The following is a 19,871-nucleotide window of genomic DNA, read 5'->3' on the forward strand; positions in this document are numbered from 1 at the left end:
TCTAGGGCGCCGGCGCGCGCCCGGCTTGCGCCAATTAGCTGGTGCGGGCCCGGCGCGAAACCGCTGGCGCGTCCAGGCTGGTGCCCGTGATCACCCAGTAGATGAAGATCAGCACCGCGCCGGCCGTGCCGAACACCGACAGGCCCATGTAGCTGCCGCCGATGGCCAGCGCGTCGGTGGGGGCGGCCGCGATGCAGATCATGCTGGCCGCGCTCATGCCCACGTAGTGCATGGTGCAGACGGCCACGCCCATCACGGCCGCCGCGGCGATCTGGTGGCTCAGCCGGCGCAGGTTGAAGGCCAGCCACAGGGCCGCGCCGGCCGCGGTGATGGCAATGGCCACCGACAGCGCCACCATGGTGGGGTCGAAGTCCATCGAGGCGCGCATGTTCATCGCGAACATGCCCATGTAGTGCATCACGCACACGCCCAGCCCCGCGAGCAGGCTTCCGGCCAGCCAGCCGGCCCGGCTGAACCTGCGTCGGCCGCCCGCCATGTAGAGCGCAATGCCCGAGATCAGGATGGCCGCCACCAGGGAAACGACCGTCAGCGGCACGTTGTACGAAATGCCCACCGGCAGGCGATAGGCCAGCATGCCGATGAAGTGCATCGACCAGATGCCGATGCCGCCCAGCGCCACGGCGGCGCAGGCGACGACCGCGAGGTTGGGTTTGCCGTCGGCGCCGACCATGCGCCCCGCGCAGATCAGTGCCACCAGGGAGCCCGCGAACGAGATGAGGAACGAGAGCGCCACCAGCCCGAGCGAATACTCGGGTGACAGCAGTTGGCCTACGACGAGAGGTGTCATGTCTTTTCTTCTCCTGAAAAAAGAACGACTCGCCGCCGCCGGTCGGGCGGCCAAATGTGTAACGAGTCGTCCGCCCAGGAGTTTGTAATAGTTGTTTTTAAAAGTAAATCACTTCTTCATGCCTTGCCGCCGTTTCAATTTTTTGGACGGATTCGATAGATCGCGTTGTTCCTGTCGGCCGACATGTAGATGCTCCCATCGCCGCCCACCGCGACCCCCGTCACCACGTAAGGCGGCGGCAGGCCCGGTCCCGCGGCCATCCCGATCGGCAGGTTTTCCGCCACCGTACGGCGCGAACCGTTGAGCGGATCGATCTCCACCAGCCGGCGCGCCGCGCTTTCGGCCACGATGAAGCTGCCCCAGGGTGTCTGCGCCACGCCTTCGGGCAGCGCCAGGCCTTCGGCAATCGCGCGCAGCGGGGCGCTGGCGTCGAGCGGAATGCGGGTCAGCTTGCCGGCGGCTTCGGTGACGTAGAGCGCGCCGTCCTGGCCGACGATCATCTGCACCGGGCCGCCCAGCCCGCTGGCGAGCACTTGCTTCTCTGCAAAATGCGGGCCCCGTGCACGGGTGATGCTGCCGGTGGCGATCTCGGCATAGATCACGCTGCCGTCGGCCATGGGAATGGCGTCGAACGGCGCCTTCAGCCCGTGGATGGTTTCGACGGTCCTGAGCGTCTGGCGATCCACCAGCTGCACGGTGCCGGTGAACCACGAGGCCAGCGCGAAGCGCGTGCCCGAGAGGCCGACCGCGAACGGATAGTCGAGTTCGGGGTCGCGCTGCATGCGGAACACGTCGCGCACCTCGCCCGAGCGCACATCCACCTGCCGGAAGCCGAACACATCGGCCACCCAGAGCGTGTGGCCCTCGATCTTGAGCCCCGCCGGCGCCGCGAGCTTGCCGCTGGTGAGCGCGCGCAGCGCGCCGGTGGCGGGGTCGAAGGCCTGCACTTCGTTGTTGGCCATGTTCGACACGTAGATCGTGCCGTCGGGGGCGATGGCCAGGTTGTCGAGCGACGGACGCAATTGCCTGGCGACGGTCTTGCGGCCCGTGGCGAGGTCCACCTTGACCAGCTCGCCGCTGCGCGCATCGACCACCCAGAGGTTGCCCTTGCCGTCGAGGTTGGCGGCGGCCGGGATCTTGAAACCGTCGGCGATCACGGTCATGGCGCCGTCGGCGGGAGCTATCTTCACCACCTGGCCCTTGAACCACAGCGGCCCGTAGAGCATGCCGTCGGGGCCGACCTCGAAGCCGTTGAAGCCGCCCATGTCCTTCTTGATGAGCCGCGGCGGCTTCTGGCCCGTGCGGTCGATTTCCCAGAGCGCGTCGCCCAGGAACACCTGCGAGGCGTAGAGCTTGCCGCTGCTGCGGTCGAAGTCCAGCGAGTTGAGGCCGGGCAGATCCTTGGCGAGCACGCGCATCGGCGCGCCGTCGCTCTCGCGGTAGCGCAGCATGCCCATGAGGTAGTTGGTCCATGCCAGCTCGCCCTTGGGGCCGACCGCGATGTCGTCGGCCTGGCCTTCGGGCGCGTCGACCAGGACCTTGGCCGCGCCGGTGCTGCGGTCGACCTCCCACAGCGTGTTGCCGAGCACCGAGCCCGCGAGCAGGCGGCCCTTCTGGTCGATGGCCAGGCCGTGGACGCCGGCGAACGAGGACGGCGCGACCAGTGCTTCGGGCTCGGACCACGAGGCGGGCCGGGTGGGCGGTGGCGGCGGTGCGATGGTGCCGCAGGCGCCCAGCAGGGCGAGGATGGCGATGAGTGCGGCGGCGCGCAGCGGGCGGCGGGGCATGTCTTCTCTCCTTCTCGTGGATGCGTCCTGTCTTGCGACGTGCAGGCAGTCTAGAAGCAGGCAGGGGAGATGGCGCAGTCTCTCCCGGGACATGCGGACTTTCGTTCGCTGCGGATTACCCGCCCTTCAGCGGAGGCTCATCCACGAAGAAGCTGCGTCACCGTGTGGATCGAGAGGCCGACCAGCCCGCCCACCAGCGTGCCGTTGATGCGGATGAACTGCAGGTCGCGACCGATGTGGCGCTCCAGCTCGTCGGTCATCTCGCTGGCGTTCCATTCCCCGACGCGCTCTTCGATGTAGCGGCGGATGTCCTCGCGGTAGCGCTCGATGGCCAGCGGCGCGGCCGCTTCGATCTGCTCGTTGATCCAGCGGCGGATCGCCTCGTCGGCCTGCAGCCGCGTGCCGAGCGCGCCCGCCATCGATGCGATGCGCCGGCGGATCGTGGAGTCGCCCCGGCCGAGATCGTCATGCAGCCAGGCCAGCAGCTCGCCCCAGATGCCGTGCAGGTAGTCGCCGAGCGCGGGATGCGCCATCAGTTCGGCGCGGATCTGCTCGCCGCGCTGCTGGAATTCGGGGTCGAGCTTGAGCCGCACCACGAAGTCGTCGACGAAATGGTCGAAGCGCCGGCGCATCGGATGGTCGGGCTCGGCCGCGAGTTCGGCGATGGTGCGCGCCACGGCCGCCACGATCTTGCGCGTGGCGAGCTTGGCCGCCACCTGGTCCAGGCCCACGTATCGCAGCGTCTTGATCTCGCGCGCAATGGCTTCCGTGATGTGCGCCTGCACTTCCTCGCCTTCGAGCAGGCCGGCCACCTGCTGCAGCACGTCGTCGAGCAGTGCCTGGTGGCGCCCGCCGGCCGTGAGCGCATCCAGCGCCTGGCCCATCAGTCGCGAGAGATCGATCTTCTCGAGGCCCGCCGCGGCGGCGCGTCCCATGAAGCCGCGCACGCGCTCGTCGTCGAATGCCGAGAGCCCGTAGCGCGCGGCCGCCACGCCCCATTCGCCGAGCTTCTGGCCGCTGGCGGGCCGTGCCAGCCAGTCGGCGATGCGCCCGGCCGCGTCGAACTGCCGCAGCTTGGCGAGCACCTGCGCGGTGCTCAGGAAGTTGTTGCAGATGAAGCCGGCCAGCTTGGCGCCGATGCGGTCCTTGTTGCTCGGGATGATCGCGGTGTGCGGAATCGGCAGGCCGAGCGGATGCCGGAACAGGGCCACCACGGCGAACCAGTCGGCAATGGCGCCGACCATCGCGGCTTCGGCGAACGCGGCCACGTAGCCCCAGGCCGGATGCTGCGCATGCAGCGCGCTGGCCAGCGCATAGAGCAGGGCCGCCGCGCACAGCAGGCCGAGCGCGACGCGCTTCATCCGCTGCAGCGCGCCGCTGCCGTGGTCTTCAGCCAATGGTGTGCGAGGTCGCGAGGCGCTCCATGAACAGCTCGCAGCGCGCGAGTTGTTCGAGGCTCACGAATTCGTCGGGCTGGTGCGCCTGCTCGATGCTGCCCGGGCCGCACACCACGGTGGGGATGCCGGCGTTCTTGAACAGTCCCGCTTCGGTGCCGAAGGCCACCAGCGTGGTGCGGTCCTCGCCCGCCAGGCGCTGCGCGAGCAGCGTGACCGGATCCGTGGCCGCACCGAGGAAGCTCGGGATCTCGCAGATGGTCTCGAAGCTGAAGCCCGCATCGGGCGCCACCTTCTTCATCGCGGGCTCGAGGCCCTCGGCGTAGGCCCGCACGTCGGCCTGCATGCGCTTCGCATCGGCTGTGGGCAGGTCGCGGAATTCGTAGCGGAACTCGGCATCGCGCGGCACCACGTTGTCGGCAATGCCGCCATGGAACTGGCCCACGCTCGCGGTGCTGAAGGGCACGTCGAAGCCTTCGTAGCGCGGTTCGCTGCGCTCGAAGCCTTCGGCCATGTCGCGCACCTTGCCGACCACGCGGGCAGCCATCTCGATGGCGTTGACGGATTTAGGCGTGAGCGACGAATGCGCCTCCTTGCCGCGCACGCAGCAGCGGTAGCGGTACACGCCCTTGTGCGCGATGGCCGGCACCATGCTGGTGGGTTCGCCCACGATGCAGGCGAGGGGCTTGATGCCGGCGTCGCGCATGTCGGCGATGAGTTCCTTCACGCCGAAGCAGCCGATCTCTTCTTCATAGCTGAACGCGAAGTGCACGGCGAAGGGCGAGTCGCTTTCGAGGAAACGCCTGGCATTGGACAAGGCGATGGCAATGAAGCTCTTCATGTCGGCCGAGCCGCGGCCATAGAGACGCTCGTTCTGCACCGTGGCGGAAAGCGGGTCGACGCTCCAGTCCTGCCCGTCCCACGGCACCGTGTCGGTGTGCCCCGAGACGATCACGCCGGCCGGCTTGCCTTCACCGAGGGTGGCGAACAGGTTGGCCTTGGTGCGCTCGGCGTTGTAGGTGATGCGGCTCTTCACGCCCAGGGCGGCCAGGTGGCTTTGAGCAAGGTCGATCAGCTGGAGGTTGCTGTTCGCGCTGACGGTGTTCATGCGCACCAGCGTCTGGGCCAGTGCGAGGCTTTGGGGGGAAAGCGTAGGGGACATGCAACACATTGTCCAAGAAGTCGGCGCCGCGCGCCGACGGGCGCCCAGGTTGTCATGCACAGCGGGTACCCTGCGCCTCTTTTGGATGGAGAAAAAGACGATGCGCACCGTTCACTTCGCCCTTGCCGCGACCGTCGCCCTTGGCCTGGCGGCCTGCAGCACCACCGGCCCCGCAAACAAGCTGCTCACGCTCGACGGCAACCCGCCGCTGGTCATCGCGCACCGGGGTGCCTCGGGCTACCTGCCCGAGCAGACGCTCGAAGCCTATGCGCGCGCCATCGAACTCGGCGCCGACGTGATCGAGATGGACCTGGTCTCCACCAAGGACGGCGTGCTCATCGCCCGCCACGACCCCAACCTGGCCATCAGCACCGACGTGGCGAAGCACCCGCGCTTCGCCCCGCGCAAGAAGACCATCAAGGTCGACGGCGAAACCCAGACCGGCTGGTTCAGCAACGACTTCACGCTGGCCGAGATCAAGACGCTGGGCGGCATCTCGACCGACGCCGAGCGGCCGCAGGAATTCAACGGCAAGTTCAAGATCCCCACCTTCCAGGAGATCATCGACTTTGCCAAGGCCAAATCGAAGGAAACCGGCCGCACCATCGCGATCTACCCCGAGACCAAGAACCCGACCTACTTCCGCGACCTGGGGCTGCCGATGGAAGACAAGGTGATCGCCGCCATCAACGCCGCCGGCTGGAACAGCAAGACCGCGCCCATCTACGTGCAGTCCTTCGAGCCCGGCAGCCTCAAGTACATGAAGGCCAAGGGCCTGAACACCCGGCTCATCCAGCTGATCGACGGCGACGGCATCGACATGAAGACCGGCGCCATGACCTACGCCGTGCCGGTCGACCGCCCCTACGAATGGACCAAGGCGGGCGACAAGCGCAACTTCGACGTCATGGTCACGCCCGCAGGCCTGGCCGAGATCAAGACCTATGCCGACGGCATCGGCCCGTGGAAGCGCTACATCGTGAGCATCAAGGGCAGCATCGGCTCCGATGGCAAGCCGCTGGACGTCAACAAGGACGGCAAGATCAACGATGCCGACGCCACCTCGGTCTCGCCCACCACGCTCGTTGCCGATGCGCACAAGGCAGGGCTCTTCGTACACCCGTTTACCTTCCGCAACGAATCGCGCCGCTTGGCGGCCGACTACAACAAGGACGGCAGGAACGAGTACGCGGTCTACTACAAGCTCGGCGTGGACGGCGTGTTCACCGACTTCACCGACACCGCGATCGCTGCACGCGCCGACTACCTGAAGAGCCTCGGCCGTTGAGTTTCTGTTCGTGGAACACCGCGGAACCGGCTTTGCCGGGCCGCTGGTGTTGCCCCCGGTAGGGGGAAGGCGTAGCCTTGGGGGCGTGCTTATTGCATAGACTGTGCCCATGAAACTCATCGATTCGCTCGTCACGCAGGCGGCCGGCATCGCCGCCGTGCGGCGCGACCTCCACGCCCATCCCGAACTCTGCTTCGAAGAAGTCCGCACCGCCGACGTGGTGGCAGGCAAGCTCGCCGAATGGGGCATTCCCATCCACCGCGGCCTGGGCACCACCGGCGTGGTGGGCATCGTCAAGAACGGCACCAGCAACCGCGCCGTCGGCCTGCGCGCCGACATGGACGCGCTGCCCGTCACCGAGCTCAACACCTTCGCCCACGCCAGCACGCACCACGGCAAGATGCACGCCTGCGGGCACGACGGCCACACCGCCATGCTGCTGGCCGCTGCGCAGCACCTGGCCAAGAACCGCAATTTCGACGGCACCGTCTACCTGATCTTCCAGCCGGCCGAAGAGGGCGGCGGCGGCGCGCGCGAGATGATCAAGGAAGGGCTCTTCGAGCAGTTCCCGATGGACGCCGTCTTCGGCATGCACAACTGGCCCGGCATGAAGGCCGGCCAGTTCGCGGTGAGCCCGGGGCCGGTGATGGCGTCGGGCAACAAGTTCTACGTCAACGTCATCGGCAAGGGCGGCCATGCCGCGCTGCCGCAGACCGGCATCGACCCGGTGCCGATCGCCTGCGAGATCGTGCAGGCGTTCCAGACCATCCTCACGCGCAAGATGAAGCCGACCGACTCGGCCGTGATCTCGGTCACCACCATCCATGCCGGCGAAACCAACAACGTGATCCCCGACAACTGCGAGCTGACGGGCACGGTGCGCACCTTCTCGATCGAGGTGCTCGACATGATCGAATCGCGCATGAGGCAGATCGCCGAACACATCTGCGCCGCGCACGACGCCGCCTGCGACTTCCGCTTCGAGCGCTACTACCCGCCCACCATCAACACCGAGGCCGAGGCCAACTTCGCGCGCCGCGTGATGGGCGAGATCGTCGGCGCCGAGAACGTGCTGCGGCAGGAAGCCGCCATGACCTCCGAGGACTTTGCCTTCATGCTGCAGGCCAAGCCCGGCGCCTATGCCTTCATCGGCAACGGCGACGGCTCGCACCGCGACGTGCATCACGGCGAAGGGCCGTGCACGCTGCACAACGCGAGCTACGACTTCAACGACGACCTCATTCCCCTGGGCGCCACCTGCTGGGTGCAACTGGCCGAGCAGTTCCTGAAGCCCGGAGGAGCCGCGCCTTGATCGGCATCGGCGAGGCGTTTTCGCCGCGCTACGCCCAGGCACGCCAGAAGTTCCTGCAGGCCTGCGTGAGCGCGGGCCTCACGGTCGAGCCGCACGCGCACCCGGGCAAGGGGCAGGGCGGCGAGGAGCTCTCGATGGACGTGGCGCTCGACGGCGCTGCGGACGCCGAGCGCCTGCTGATCGTCTCCAGCGCCTGCCACGGCGTGGAGGGCCATTGCGGCAGCGGCGTGCAGGTGTTCGCCCTGCACGACGCCGAATGGCGCGAGAAGGCCAGGGCGCAGGGCGTGGCGGTGCTCTATGTGCATGCGCTCAACCCGCACGGTTTTTCGTACGGCCGGCGCGTCACGCAGGAGAAGGTCGACCTGAACCGCAACTTCGTCGATTTCTCGAAGCCGCTTCCGGTCAACGAGCCCTACGCCAAGCTGCACCCGCTGCTCGTGCCCGACACCTGGCCGCCCACGCCGGAGAACCAGGCCGCCATCGAGAAGTGGATCGGCAAGCATGGCGCCGACGCCTACCAGGAGGCCATCACCAGCGGGCAGTATCAGTTCGAGGACGGCCTGTTCTTCGGCGGCAAGGCGCAGACCTGGAGCAACAAGACGCTGCGCGGCGTGCTGCGCCGGCATGCCGCAAGTGCGCGCCGGCTGGCCTGGATCGACCTGCACACGGGGCTCGGCCCGAACGGCCTTGGCGAGCGCATCTTTGCCTGCCGGGACGACAAGGCCGCCTACGCGCGCGCCAATGCCTGGTGGGGCACGCCCGCGGCGCCCGTCACGTCGATCTACGACGGTTCTTCGAGCGCGGCGCTGCTGCGCGGGCTGATGTGGGACACCGCGCACCAGGAGTGCCCGCAGGCCGAATACACCGGCATCGCGCTCGAATACGGCACGCTGCCCATGCTGGAAGTCCTGGCTGCCCTGCGCGCCGACCACTGGCTGCACAAGCACCCCGAGGCACCGGCCGATCTGGCCAATGGCATCCGCGCGCGAATGCGCGAGGCCTTCTATACCGACACCGACGCCTGGCGCGGGCAGGTCGTCAGCCAGGCGCGGCAGGCGATGTTCCAGGCCGTCGACGGCCTGAGCGGCTGAGCCTGGGCGGGGCCGCTCAGGTTCTTACCCGGCCGTCGGCAGTGATCATCGACAGTTCGACGAACTTCGATCCCACGTGGTTCTTGGCCGAAAACGACACCTCGAAGCCGCCGAACTGCTGCCGGTCGATGCTTTCCAGCCCCGCGACGAGGCCGTCGCGCGAGGCCTTGCCCGGCGTGCGGCGCAGGCCCTCGGTCAGCACCTTGGCGGCGAGGTAGCCCTCCATGCTCGAGAAATTGGCGCTCGCCCCGGCGCCGGCCTTCTTCACCGCCTCGCTGAATTCGCGCGTGATCGCGTTGGCCGGGTTGTAGGGCGAGGGCACCACCTGCGTCACCATCACGCCCGCGCCTTCCTTGCCGAGCTCGTCGGCCAGCGCCTGGGTGCCCACGAAAGACACATTGAAGAAAGTACCGCCGTAGCCCGCCTTGCGCGCCTGGCGGATGAAGGCCGCGCAGGCCTTGTAGGCGCCCACCTGGACCACCGCGTCGGGCCGCGCCGCCGTGATGCTTTTCACCGCCGACGCCACGTCGACCGAATTGCGCTCCACCGTGGCCAGCGCCACCGGCTTGAGCTCCTGCTGCGAGAGCGCCAGCGTCACGCCGTCGAGCCCGGCCTTGCCGTAGGCGTCGTTCTGGTAGAAGACCGCGATCTTCTTCAGGCCCAGGTGCGTGAGCTGCTTCACGATCAGCGCGGTCTCGTCGTTGTACGAGGCGCGCAGGTGGAACACGTTCCTGTGGAAGGGTTCGCGCAGCGCCATCGCGCCGGTAAAAGGCGCGACGAAAGGCACCTTCTCCTTCACCGCGAGCGGCAGCGCCGCCATGCTGGTCGGCGTGCCGATGTAGCCGAAGAGCGCGAACACGTCTTCCTCGATCAGCTTTTGCGTGTTGGCGGCGCAGCGGTCGGGTTCGTAGCCGTCGTCCAGGTTCTTGATGAGCACGTTGCGCCGGCCGGGCTGGGCGTTGTATTGGTCCAGGAACAGCTTGGCGCCCTGGTGGAACTGGATGCCGAGCTGCGCCGCCGGGCCGGTGAAGGGGGCCGATTGGCCGAGCACGAGCGGCACATCGCCTTGCGCCCGTGCCAATTGAAAGCCGCCCAGCGCCGCCGCGCCGGTGGCCAGGGAAAAATGCCTGCGATTGATCATGTGAAACCTCCTTCGCGCCTTGCCGCGCCACTGCCTGGAAAACTTTAGACTTGCCGGATGGTCGATGCCCCGGTCTCCGCAACTGCTGTCCCCCCCACCAACACTTCCACGGTCCTGGGCGCCTGTCCGCACGACTGTCCGGACACCTGCGCGCTGGTCACCACCGTCAGGGACGGCGTGGCCGTGAAGCTGCAGGGCAATCCGGCCCATCCGCACACCGCTGGCGTTCTCTGCACCAAGGTTTCGCGCTACATCGAACGCAACGACCATGCCGAAAGGCTCGTCCAGCCCATGAGGCGGTCCGGTCCCAAGGGCAGCGGTCAGTTCGAACCTGTGAGCTGGGACGTCGCTCTTGACGACATCGCCGCGCATCTTCGTGCATTGCAGACAGATCCGGAAACAATTGTGCCTTACAGTTACGCCGGCACCATGGGCCTGGTGCAGGGCGAGTCGATGGATCGTCGTTTTTTCCACAAGCTGGGCGCGACGCTGCTGGACCGCACCATCTGCTCCATGGCCGGCGGCGAGGCGATGGTCCACACCCTGGGCGCCAAGGTGGGCATGCGCATCGAGTTCTTCGCCGAGGCGAAGCTGATCCTGATCTGGGGCAGCAACTCCATTGCCAGCAACCTGCATTTCTGGCGCCACGCCCAGGCCGCCAGGCGGGCCGGTGCGCGGCTGGTGTGCATCGACCCGCGCAAGACCGAAACCGCCGACAAGTGCGACGAGCACATCGCCCTGCTGCCCGGCACCGACGCCGCACTGGCCCTGGCGCTGATGCACGAACTCATCGTGCACGACTGGCTCGACCACGGCTTCATCGCCGACCACACGCTGGGCTGGGAGCAGTTGCGGGAGCGCGCACTGCAATGGCCGCCTTCGCGCGCGGCCGCCGTGTGCGGCGTGCCCGAGGCGCAGATCGTGGCGCTGGCGCAGGCCTACGGCACCACCCGGCCGGCCGCGATCCGCCTGAACTACGGCATGCAGCGCGTGCGCGGCGGCGGCAACGCGGCGCGCGCCATCGCCTGCCTGCCCGCGCTGGTGGGCGCCTGGCGCGACCGCGCGGGCGGGCTCCTGTTGAGCAGTTCGGGCCACTTTCCGGCCGACCGGGCCGCGCTGCAGCGCCCCGACCTGCTCGCCGGCCGCCAGCCGCGCACCATCAACATGAGCACCATCGGCGATGCGCTGCTCGACGAGGCCAGGCCCGTGAAGGCCATCGTGGTCTACAACAGCAACCCGGTCGCGGTGGCGCCCGAGTCGGGCAAGGTGGTGGCGGGCTTCGCGCGCGAAGATCTCTTCACCGTGGTGCTGGAGCAGTTCCGCACCGACACCGCCGACTACGCCGACTACCTGCTGCCCGCCACCACCCAGCTCGAGCACTGGGACATCCACTGCAGCTACGGCCACACCGACGTGCTGCTGAACCGGCCCGCGGTGGCGCCGCGCGGCGAAGCGCGCAGCAATGCCTGGGTGTTCCGCGAACTCGCGCGCCGCATGGGCTTCGACGAGCCCTGCTTCTCGGACGACGACGAGGCGCTGTGCCGCAGCGCCTTTGCACCGGGCGCCATCGACCACGCGCAGCTGCTGGAACAAGGCTTCACCAGCCTGAAGCTGCCCGAAGCGCCTTTTGCCGAAGGCCGCTTCCCGACGCCCTCGGGCCGCTGCGAGTTCTTCAGCGCACGCCTTCAGGCGCAAGGCATGGACGGGCTGCCCGACCATCTGCCCAACTACGAACCGGCGGGCAGCTCCACCGAGTTTCCGCTCGCCATGATCTCGCCGCCGGCGCGCAATTTCCTCAACTCGACCTTCGTCAACGTGACGAGCCTGCGCGCCATCGAGGGCGAGCCGCTGCTCGAGATCCACGAGGCCGACGCCGCTGCCCGCGGCATCGAGGACGGTGCCGTGGTCCGCGTGTTCAACAAGCGCGGAGAGCACCGCTGCCGCGCCGAGGTGTCGCGCCGCGCGCGGCCGGGCGTGGTGCACGGCATGGGCATCTGGTGGCGCAAGCTCGGCCTGGACGGCACCAACGTCAACCAGCTCACCAGCCAGCGCCTGACCGACATCGGCCGCGGGCCGACGTTCTACGACTGCCTGGTCGAGGTCGAGCGTGTTGCTCCTTCTTCCTCCGCCGCCGGGAGCGGGCCGGAGTGAGGCCTGAGCGCGCCATCACGCTGGCCGCCGCACTGCTGCTCGGTGGCTGCGCCGACCTCGGCTACTACTGGCAGTCGGCCAGCGGCCACCTCGGCATCCTGCGGGTTGCCAAGCCGGTGCCCGAATGGCTGGCGGACCCCGCCGTTTCCGCGCCGCTGAAGGCCAAGCTCGAACTCGCGCAGCGCATCCGCCGCTTCGCCGTCACCGAACTGGCCCTGCCCGACAACTCCAGCTACACGTCGTACGCGGATCTGCACCGCCGCGCGGCAGTGTGGAACGTGGTGGCCGCGCCGCCGTATTCGCTCACGCTCAAGAACTGGTGCTTCCCGGTGGCGGGCTGCGTGGGTTACCGCGGCTACTACGACGAGGCCGCCGCCAAGGCCGAGGCCGAGGCGCAGCACGCCAAGGGCCTGGAAGCGGCGGTGTACCCCGTGCCGGCGTATTCCACGCTGGGCTGGATGAACTGGGCCGGCGGCGATCCGCTGCTTTCCACCTTCATCGGCTACCCCGAAGGCGAACTGGCCCGCATCGTGTTCCACGAACTCGCGCACCAGGTGCTCTACGTGCCCGGCGACATCGTCTTCAACGAGTCGTACGCCACCGCGGTGGAACGCATCGGCGGCGCGATGTGGCTGCAGCGCGAGGCCAGCGAGGCGGCGCGCAGCGAGTACGCGCGCTTCGACGCGCAGCGCCAGCAGTTTCGCGCGCTGGCCCTCGAAACGCGCCGCGCGCTCAACGAGGCTTACGAATCCGCAGCGGCCAAGGCCGGCGACTGGAGCGCGGTCGACGCCATGAAGAAGGCGGCGATGGACGCCTTTCGCGAGCGCTACGCGAGGCTGCGCACAGAATGGCAGGGCCCGCGCCAGGGCGCCTACGATGTCTGGGTGGCGCGCGCCAACAATGCGACTTTCGGGGCCCAGGGTGCCTACGACGACCTGGTTCCGGGCTTCGAGGCCTTGTTCGCGCGCGAGAACCGCAACTGGCCGCGCTTCTACAAGGAGGTCCGCCGCATCGCTGCGCTGCCGACGATGGAGGAACGGCGCAACGCGTTGCAGACGGCCACAGGAATGCTGCAGACGAATTCCAGCCATGACGACAACAACAACGGAGAGCACGGTGCCTGACATCCATATCGAACGAAACCACGCACTCGGCATTGCCGGCGCACGCGAAGTCGCACGCCAATGGATCCAGCAGGTCGGGCAGGACTACGGCCTGGAATGTACCTACACCGAGGGCGAGACCTGCGACGTCGCGCAGTTCAGCCGCGCAGGCATCGACGGAACAGTCGAGGTCACGGCGGACACGCTGACGCTGGAGGCGACGCTGGGCTTTCTGTTCAGCAGCTTCAGCGACCAGATCGAGCAGAAGATCGCGCGCAAGCTCGATGCCTTGCTGGAATCGCCCAGTGGCGGTGGCGGCACCCGCTTCGCCTGAGCGGGCGTCGATCAGACGATGGTGTAGCCGCCGTCCACCGGCAGCGCCACGCCGCTGATCATCGATGCGCTGTCGGAGAGCAGGAACAGGACCGGCGCCACCACCTCTTCGACCTGCGCAAATCTTCCCAGCGGAATGTTCCCGAGCGCCGCCGCGCTCTTGGCGGGATCGGCCCAGGCCTGCTCGGCCATGGGCGTGAGCGTGACGGTCGGATTCACGCTGTTCACGCGAATGCCGTGCGGCCCGAATTCGAGGCACAGCGAGCGCGTGACCGCATCCATCGCGGCCTTCGATGCGCAATAGCAAAGGTGCGCGTCGAGCGCGACCAGCGAGGCCTGGCTCGACACGTTGACGATGCTGCCGCGCACGCCGGCCGCGATCATCGCCTTGCCGCAGCGCGAGGCGACCAAGGCTGCTGCGCGTGCGTTGACGGCCATCACGGCGTCGAAGCTTTCGGCTTGCAGGTCGAGCGCCGGTTCGAGCAGCGCAATGCCGGCGCAGTTCACCACGAGGTCGAAGGCTGGCAACGTGGCGAGTGCGCGTTCCAGTTCGGCTGCGTTGGCCACGTCGACCGTCAGGGGGGTGCAGCCGGCTGCTGCGTGCAGTGCGTCGAGTGCGACGGCATTGCGTCCCACGGCCGTCACGGCTGCGCCTGATTGCGCGAGCCGCACGGCTACTGCGCGGCCGATGCCGCTGCTGGCGCCGGTGACCAGTGCGCGTCGGCCCGAAAAATCGAAAGAGGTGGTCATGTCAGTTGTTTCGGGTGCGGTGATGTGATGTCCTCGGGTGCATTCGGGGCGCGTGCACAGGCCACCGGGTACTCCCCTCCGCGAATGTCCCCGGTCGGCGTGATCGCGCCCTGAATGGGTTCATTTCAGCCGATGCATCGCATCGCGCAACGCCGGATAAAGCGACTTGTAGATCTCGAAGCGCTCGCGATAGACAGCTTGCGCCGCAGCCTCGGGCCGCGCGCGTTCCGCCAGCGTGACCCAGCCGCGCTCCGCAGTGGCCGCATCGACCAGCCCCGCGCCGAGCGCCGCGAGCATCGCCGCACCGAGGGCTGCCTCGACCTCTTCCTCGATGGTGAACACCGGATAGCCCGTGACGTCCGCGACGATCTGCATCCACAGGTCCGAATGCGCCGCACCGCCGACCACGATCAGCCGATCGTCCAGCGGCTGGCCGCTTTGCCGGCCGGCCTCGATGTTGTGCTGCAGCGCGAAGCTCACGCCCTCGAGCACCGCGCGGTACAGGTGCGCGCGGCTGTGCGCGAGCGAGAGGCCGATGAAGGCACCCTTGGCCTGCGCGTCCCAGATCGGGCTGCGCTCGCCCATCAGGTAGGGCAGGAAGACCAGGCCTTCGGCGCCGGGCGGCACCTCGATGGCCTTGCGCTCGATCAGCGCATGCGCGTCCTCGCCGGTGCGCGCGGCCTCAGCCACCTCGGCCTGGCAGAAGGTCTCGCGGAACCACGTCACGGCCGCACCCGCAGTGATCGCACCGCCGAACACATAGCTGCGGTCCGCGCCGCGGTAGACGTGCGGCATCGTGATGAGCCTGTGGCGCGCATCCACCGTCGGGCTCACGAAGCCCCAGCACATGCTGGTGCCGATCATCGCCACGTGATCCCCGCTGCCGGTGACGCCCGCACAGAAGGTGGCCACGGCCGCATCGACGCCGCCGGCCATCAGCGGCATGCCTTCGGCGAGGCCGAGCTTCGCGGCCCATTCGGCGCTCAGCCCACCCACCACATCGCTCGACTCGACCAGGCGCGGCGGCATCATGCGCGCCGGAATGCCCAGCATGCCGAGCGCCTCATGGGACCAGCTGCGCTGCGCCGCGTCGTACACGCCGCCGATGTTGCCGGCCGAGCTGTGGTCCACGGCCAGCTCGCCGGTGAGCCGCCAGTTGACGTAGCTGTTCGGCGGCAGGAAATAGCACGTCTTCGCCCACACCTCGGGCAGGTGCTCGCGGATCCACAGCATCTTGGTGAAGCCATGGTAGCTGTCGACGCCGTTGCCGGTGATCGCCTGCAAGCGTGCCACATCGACGTTCGCATTCACCGCATCGACCTCGGCGGTGGCGCGCCGGTCCATCCAGATCAGGCAGGGGTGCAGCGGCTGCATCGCCTCATCGACCGGGATGCCCGCGCCGCCATACAGGCTGCTCACGCACATCGCCGCGATGTCTGGCGATGCGATGCCGCTCTTCGCCACGCAGGCGCGCACGCTCTCGCATACCGCGTCGAACCACACAGCGCAGTCCTGCTGCGCCCACAGCGGCTTGGGCGTTTCGGGCTGGTAGGCGACGCTGGCCTGCGCATGCACCTTGCCGTCGATGCCGACCAGCAGGCATTTGGTGCTCTGCGTGCCGATGTCGACGCCGATCACGTATTTCATGTTGTGCGTGGCTGCGGCTTGAGCAGCACCTTGATGGAATCGAGCGAGTTTGCCAGCGCGAAGGCGCGTTCCCATTCGGTCAGCGGAAAGTCGTGCGTCACGATGCCCTTCGAGGTGACGAGCCCGCGCGCCAGCAGGTCGATGGCAATCGGGTAGCAGTACGGCCCCAGGTGCGCGCCTCGCACGTCGAGCTCCTTGCGGTCGCCGATGATCGACCAGTCGGCGCTGGTCTCCGAGCCGAACACACTGAACTCGACGAAGCGGCCGAGCTTGCGGATCATCTCCAGCCCCTGCGTCACGCCGATGGGCGCGCCGGTGGTCTCGATGTACACGTCGCAGCCGTAGCCTTCGGTCAGGCCCTTGACGATGGCGTCGGCGTTCTCGGTCCTGGGATTGATCGTCACGTCGGCGCCGAACTTCCTGGCCAGCGCGAGGCGCTCGGGCACGAGGTCGATCACGATCAGCTTCTTCGGCGTCTTGAGTGCCGCGGCCTGCACCATCATCAGGCCGAGCGGGCCGGCGCCGGCGATCACGACCACGTCGTCGAACTGGATGTCACCGCGGTTCACCGTGTGGATCGCGCACGAGAGCGGCTCGATGATGGCCGCGTCCTCGAGCGAGATGCCGTCGGGGATCTTGTGCACGCGCGAGGTCGGCGGCAGCCGCATGCAGTCGGCCATGCCGCCATCGGCCACGATGCGCTGGAAGCCGAAGATGTTGTGCACCTCGCACATCCAGTACTTGCCCGAAGTGCAGAAGCGGCACTTGCCGCAGGGCACGATCTGCTCGGCGATCACGCGGTCGCCTTTCTCCACGCCGAAGTGCTCGGCCGCGCCTTCGCCGAGCGCTTCGACATAGCCGAAGAACTCGTGGCCTGGGATCACGGGCGCCTTGACCCACGCGGGCTGTCCGTCGCCGCCCCAGAACATCTTCGCGCCCGAGTGGCATTTGCAGTCGGAGGCGCAGATGCCGCAGGCGGCGATGGAGATCAGCAGCTCGTTCGGGCCGATACTGGGCATCGCGACGGTTTCGAGGCGGTAGTCCTTGGGGCCGTGGCAGACGACGGCCTGCATGGCGGCGAGTTGGCCGATGGCGCCCGAGGCGCCGGGCTGGAGTTTCTGATAGCTCATGATTCTCTTTTCTCGAAAGGGTTGGGGTTGTTCGTGAAACACCGCGGACCCGGCTTTGCCGGGCCGCTGGTGTTGCCCCCGGTAGGGGGTGGGCGAAGCGACACGAAGTGCGCGAAGACTGGGGGCGAGCTCATCTCTTGGCTTCGCGGCTGATGAAGATGGCGAGCAAGACGATCCCGCCCTTGATGATCAATTGCAGGTACGGCGACACGCCGATCATGTTGAGCCCGTTGTTCAGCACGCCCAGCAGCAGCGCACCGACCAGCGTGCCGACGATCGCGCCGCGCCCTCCGGCAATCGACGTTCCGCCCATCACCACCGCCGCGATCGCATCGAGCTCGAAGCCCACGCCCACGCCGGGCTGGCCGCTGGTCACGCGCGCCGCCTGCACGATGCCCGCGACGGCGGCGGTGAAGCCGCTCAGCGCATACACCAGCAGTTTGTAGCGCGACACGCGCACGCCCGAGAGCCGCGTCGCCTCCTCGTTGCCGCCGATGGCATACACGTAGCGGCCGAAGGGCGCCATGTTGAGCAGCACGTACGCCACGAGGTAGGTCGCCAGCATGATGAGGATCGGCACCTTGATGCCCGCGAGCACGCCGCCGCCGAGGAAGGCGAACGAGTCGGGCAGTCCATCGATCGGATAGCCGCCGGTATAGATCAGCGCAATGCCGCGCGCGATGCCCATCGTGGCCAGCGTCACGATGATCGGTGGCATGCGCAGGTAGGCGACGCAGTAGCCGTTGAAGAGGCCGATCACGACGCCGACGGCCAGGCCCAGCGGCACGGCGAGCATGGGCGGCAGCCCGAACTGCACCATCATTCCCGAGGCCAGCGTGCCGGACAGTGCCACCACCGCGCCGACCGAGAGATCGATGCCGCCGGTGAGGATCGCGGCCGTCATGCCGACCGCGATGATGGCGTTGATCGACGACTGCAGCGCGATGTTCTGCACGTTGCCCCACGAGAGAAAGTTGTCGGTCGCGACGATCATGAAGACCGAAATCGCTACCAGTCCTACCAGTGGAAGAAAGGCCGTGGAGCGGCGCAGCTGGGTGAAGAGTCCTCCATCAGGCGCCGGCGGTGTCGGGTGGGTGGCGGTTGCATTCATTTCAGGTGCTCCATGGCGCATTGCTTGAAGATGGGCGCTGTTGTTCAGGGTGTGTGCACAGGCCACCGGGTACTCCCCTCCGCGAATGTCCCCCGTCGGCGGGATCGCGCCCTGAACGGCGCGTGTCAAGCACAACGCGACGCAAGGGAAAGCAAAGCTGCTCAATCATTGCAAGCCCCCAGACGAAGTAGCGTGCCGCATGATGTCGCCCGAATTGATGGCGTCGCCCTCGAGCGTGGCCACGATGGACCCGCCCGAGAACACCGCCACGCGGTCGCACATGCCGACGATCTCGGGCAGCTCGCTCGAGATCATGATGATGGCCTTGCCCTGCCACGTGAGTTCGCGCATCAGGCCGTAGATCTCGGCCTTGGCGCCCACGTCGATGCCGCGCGTGGGCTCGTCGAAGATCAGCACCTCGCAATCGTGGCCGAGCCAGCGCGCGATCACCACCTTCTGCTGGTTGCCGCCCGACAGCGTGGCCACGCGCGTCTCGATGCCCGGCGCCTTCACGCCCACACGCTTCGAGAGTCCGGTGGCCGATTGCTTTTCCGACCTCTGGCTCACGAGCCCCGCGCGCTTGTGGCTGCCGAGGTTGTTCATCGAGATGTTGAAGCGGATCGTGAAGTCGGTGATCAGCCCCTCGACCTTGCGGCTCTCGGGCAACAGGCCGATGCCGTTCGCGAGCGCCTGCGTCGGGTCGTTCAGCCGCACGGGCCGGCCGTCGCGCAGCACCGTCTTGCGGTGCACGCGGTCGGCGCCCATCATGCCCAGCGCGAGCTCGGTGCGGCCCGAACCGACCAGCCCGGCGAAGCCGAGGATCTCGCCTTCATGCAGGTCGAAGCTGTTGACCGGCCCGCCCTTGGCGAGCTGGATCTCGGGCACCTCGAGCACCTTGCGCCCCCGCGGCGCGGGCTGCGGCTTGGACGGAAAGCTGTGCTCGATCCTGCGGCCGACCATCATCTCGACCAGCGCATCCACGTCGGTCGCGCCCACCTCTGCATGCCCCGCATTGGCGCCGTCGCGCAGCACGCTGATGCGGTCGCACACCTCGAAGATCTCGTCGAGGTGGTGCGAGATGAAGATCATCGCCACGCCCCTGGCACGCAGCTCGCGCATGATCCTGAACAGGTGGCCGGCCTCGTTGGGCGTGAGCGTGGCGGTGGGCTCGTCGAGCACCAGCAGCTTCGCATCGAGCGACAGCGCCTTGCCGATCTCCACGAACTGCTGCTGCGCCACCGAGAGCCGGCAGATCGGCACGCCGAGGTCGATCTGCACGCCCAGCTCGTCGAACAGCGCCTGCGCCGAACGCTTCATCGCCGCCTTGTCCATCAGCCCGAAGCGGTTCCTCAGGTAGCGGCCGAGAAAGATGTTCTCCACCGCGTTCAGGTACGGCACCAGGCTGAACTCCTGGAAGATGATCCCGATGCCCGCCGCGATCGCGTCGCCGTAGCCTGCGAACTGGCGCTCGCTGCCCTCGATGAAGATGCGCCCTTCGTCGGCCTGGTAGATGCCGCCGAGGATCTTCATCAGCGTCGACTTGCCCGCGCCGTTCTCGCCGAGCAGCGCATGCACCTCGCCCTTGCGGATCGAGAGGTCGATGCCCGAGAGCGCCTTCACGCCCGGAAAGCGCTTGGACACGCCTTCCAGCCGGAGCATCTCT

At 67.8% G+C, this 19,871-nt stretch carries 16 protein-coding genes; 6 read left to right on the forward strand and 10 right to left on the reverse strand.

Translation table 11 applies throughout. From position 1 onward, the window contains the following. Nucleotides 1–34 precede the first annotated feature (34 nt). The 4 genes from VAPA_RS01960 to argE form a co-directional block, all read right to left on the reverse strand. Entirely contained in the window at nucleotides 35–808 is a 774-nt protein-coding gene (locus tag VAPA_RS01960) for an MHYT domain-containing protein (RefSeq protein ID WP_021005088.1), read from the reverse strand. Nucleotides 809–942: 134 nt separating this feature from the next. Further along, nucleotides 943–2,595 carry a Vgb family protein gene (locus VAPA_RS01965; RefSeq protein ID WP_021005089.1) on the reverse strand — a complete coding sequence of 551 codons (1,653 nt, stop codon included), beginning with the start codon at nucleotides 2,593–2,595 and terminating at the stop codon, nucleotides 943–945. 137 nt (nucleotides 2,596–2,732) lie between these two features. Next, on the reverse strand, nucleotides 2,733–3,992 hold the full coding sequence (locus VAPA_RS01970; RefSeq protein WP_230558947.1) for a DUF445 domain-containing protein: 1,260 nt from the start codon (nucleotides 3,990–3,992) through the stop codon (nucleotides 2,733–2,735). Beyond that, nucleotides 3,985–5,151, reverse strand: a complete 1,167-nt coding sequence (argE, locus tag VAPA_RS01975) for an acetylornithine deacetylase (protein WP_021005091.1) — start codon at nucleotides 5,149–5,151, stop codon at nucleotides 3,985–3,987. Before argE ends, VAPA_RS01970 begins: the two co-directional genes overlap by 8 nt. Nucleotides 5,152–5,251: 100 nt before the next feature. Here argE and VAPA_RS01980 point away from each other — a divergent pair, with 100 nt between their 5' ends. From VAPA_RS01980 to VAPA_RS01990, 3 genes are all read left to right on the forward strand, one after another. Further along, on the forward strand, nucleotides 5,252–6,439 hold the full coding sequence (locus tag VAPA_RS01980; protein ID WP_021005092.1) for a glycerophosphodiester phosphodiesterase: 1,188 nt from the start codon (nucleotides 5,252–5,254) through the stop codon (nucleotides 6,437–6,439). A 109-nt stretch (nucleotides 6,440–6,548) separates the two neighbouring features. Continuing rightward, complete coding sequence (locus VAPA_RS01985; protein WP_021005093.1) at nucleotides 6,549–7,751, forward strand: M20 aminoacylase family protein; 1,203 nt, start codon at nucleotides 6,549–6,551, stop codon at nucleotides 7,749–7,751. Beyond that, complete coding sequence (locus tag VAPA_RS01990; RefSeq protein WP_021005094.1) at nucleotides 7,748–8,842, forward strand: M14 family metallopeptidase; 1,095 nt, start codon at nucleotides 7,748–7,750, stop codon at nucleotides 8,840–8,842. The genes VAPA_RS01985 and VAPA_RS01990 overlap by 4 nt, the downstream gene beginning before the upstream one ends. 16 nt (nucleotides 8,843–8,858) lie before the next feature. On the opposite strand, the gene VAPA_RS01995 is transcribed toward VAPA_RS01990, so the two are convergent. Further along, on the reverse strand, nucleotides 8,859–9,983 hold the full coding sequence (locus VAPA_RS01995; protein ID WP_021005095.1) for an ABC transporter substrate-binding protein: 1,125 nt from the start codon (nucleotides 9,981–9,983) through the stop codon (nucleotides 8,859–8,861). Between the two features lie 57 nt (nucleotides 9,984–10,040). On the opposite strand from VAPA_RS01995, the gene VAPA_RS02000 reads away from it, so the two are divergent. From VAPA_RS02000 to VAPA_RS02010, 3 genes are read left to right on the forward strand one after another with little or no spacing between them, the layout of a single operon-like run. Continuing rightward, the gene (locus tag VAPA_RS02000; protein WP_021005096.1) at nucleotides 10,041–12,134 is read left to right on the forward strand and encodes a molybdopterin-containing oxidoreductase family protein; all 2,094 of its coding nucleotides are present in this window, start codon (nucleotides 10,041–10,043) and stop codon (nucleotides 12,132–12,134) included. Then, nucleotides 12,131–13,258, forward strand: a complete 1,128-nt coding sequence (locus VAPA_RS02005; RefSeq protein WP_021005097.1) for an aminopeptidase — start codon at nucleotides 12,131–12,133, stop codon at nucleotides 13,256–13,258. The genes VAPA_RS02000 and VAPA_RS02005 overlap by 4 nt, the downstream gene beginning before the upstream one ends. Beyond that, nucleotides 13,251–13,571: a polyhydroxyalkanoic acid system family protein gene (locus VAPA_RS02010; protein ID WP_021005098.1), complete on the forward strand. Its 321-nt coding sequence runs from the start codon at nucleotides 13,251–13,253 to the stop codon at nucleotides 13,569–13,571. Before VAPA_RS02005 ends, VAPA_RS02010 begins: the two co-directional genes overlap by 8 nt. A gap of 11 nt (nucleotides 13,572–13,582) precedes the next feature. Here VAPA_RS02010 and VAPA_RS02015 read toward each other — a convergent pair whose 3' ends face one another. The 5 genes from VAPA_RS02015 to VAPA_RS02035 all read right to left on the reverse strand — a co-directional run bounded on the left by VAPA_RS02015 (nucleotide 13,583) and on the right by VAPA_RS02035 (nucleotide 19,867). Beyond that, nucleotides 13,583–14,320, reverse strand: a complete 738-nt coding sequence (locus VAPA_RS02015; protein ID WP_021005099.1) for an SDR family oxidoreductase — start codon at nucleotides 14,318–14,320, stop codon at nucleotides 13,583–13,585. 120 nt (nucleotides 14,321–14,440) lie between these two features. Continuing rightward, on the reverse strand, nucleotides 14,441–15,967 hold the full coding sequence (locus tag VAPA_RS02020) for an FGGY-family carbohydrate kinase (protein ID WP_021005100.1): 1,527 nt from the start codon (nucleotides 15,965–15,967) through the stop codon (nucleotides 14,441–14,443). Next, nucleotides 15,964–17,097, reverse strand: a complete 1,134-nt coding sequence (locus VAPA_RS02025) for an alcohol dehydrogenase catalytic domain-containing protein (RefSeq protein WP_021005101.1) — start codon at nucleotides 17,095–17,097, stop codon at nucleotides 15,964–15,966. The genes VAPA_RS02020 and VAPA_RS02025 overlap by 4 nt, the downstream gene beginning before the upstream one ends. 130 nt (nucleotides 17,098–17,227) lie before the next feature. Next, the gene (locus VAPA_RS02030) at nucleotides 17,228–18,208 is read right to left on the reverse strand and encodes an ABC transporter permease (protein WP_021005102.1); all 981 of its coding nucleotides are present in this window, start codon (nucleotides 18,206–18,208) and stop codon (nucleotides 17,228–17,230) included. 165 nt (nucleotides 18,209–18,373) lie between these two features. Continuing rightward, nucleotides 18,374–19,867, reverse strand: coding sequence for a sugar ABC transporter ATP-binding protein (locus VAPA_RS02035; protein ID WP_021005103.1), 1,494 nt, complete (start codon nucleotides 19,865–19,867; stop codon nucleotides 18,374–18,376). Between the last annotated feature and the right edge of the window lie 4 nt (nucleotides 19,868–19,871).

The organism is Variovorax paradoxus B4, assembly GCF_000463015.1.
Taxonomy (GTDB): Bacteria; Pseudomonadota; Gammaproteobacteria; order Burkholderiales; family Burkholderiaceae_C; genus Variovorax; species Variovorax paradoxus_E.

Excerpts from the sequence above, each read along its gene's own strand:
- VAPA_RS01960 (WP_021005088.1), bottom strand. The coding sequence starts at position 808 with ATGACACCTCTCGTCGTAGGCCAACTGCTGTCACCCGAGTATTCGCTC.
- VAPA_RS01965 (WP_021005089.1), bottom strand. The coding sequence starts at position 2,595 with ATGCCCCGCCGCCCGCTGCGCGCCGCCGCACTCATCGCCATCCTCGCC.
- argE (WP_021005091.1), bottom strand. The coding sequence starts at position 5,151 with ATGTCCCCTACGCTTTCCCCCCAAAGCCTCGCACTGGCCCAGACGCTG.
- VAPA_RS01980 (WP_021005092.1), top strand. The coding sequence starts at position 5,252 with ATGCGCACCGTTCACTTCGCCCTTGCCGCGACCGTCGCCCTTGGCCTG.
- VAPA_RS01985 (WP_021005093.1), top strand. The coding sequence starts at position 6,549 with ATGAAACTCATCGATTCGCTCGTCACGCAGGCGGCCGGCATCGCCGCC.
- VAPA_RS01995 (WP_021005095.1), bottom strand. The coding sequence starts at position 9,983 with ATGATCAATCGCAGGCATTTTTCCCTGGCCACCGGCGCGGCGGCGCTG.
- VAPA_RS02000 (WP_021005096.1), top strand. The coding sequence starts at position 10,041 with ATGGTCGATGCCCCGGTCTCCGCAACTGCTGTCCCCCCCACCAACACT.
- VAPA_RS02015 (WP_021005099.1), bottom strand. The coding sequence starts at position 14,320 with ATGACCACCTCTTTCGATTTTTCGGGCCGACGCGCACTGGTCACCGGC.
- VAPA_RS02020 (WP_021005100.1), bottom strand. The coding sequence starts at position 15,967 with ATGAAATACGTGATCGGCGTCGACATCGGCACGCAGAGCACCAAATGC.
- VAPA_RS02025 (WP_021005101.1), bottom strand. The coding sequence starts at position 17,097 with ATGAGCTATCAGAAACTCCAGCCCGGCGCCTCGGGCGCCATCGGCCAA.
- VAPA_RS02030 (WP_021005102.1), bottom strand. The coding sequence starts at position 18,208 with ATGAATGCAACCGCCACCCACCCGACACCGCCGGCGCCTGATGGAGGA.
- VAPA_RS02035 (WP_021005103.1), bottom strand. The coding sequence starts at position 19,867 with ATGCTCCGGCTGGAAGGCGTGTCCAAGCGCTTTCCGGGCGTGAAGGCG.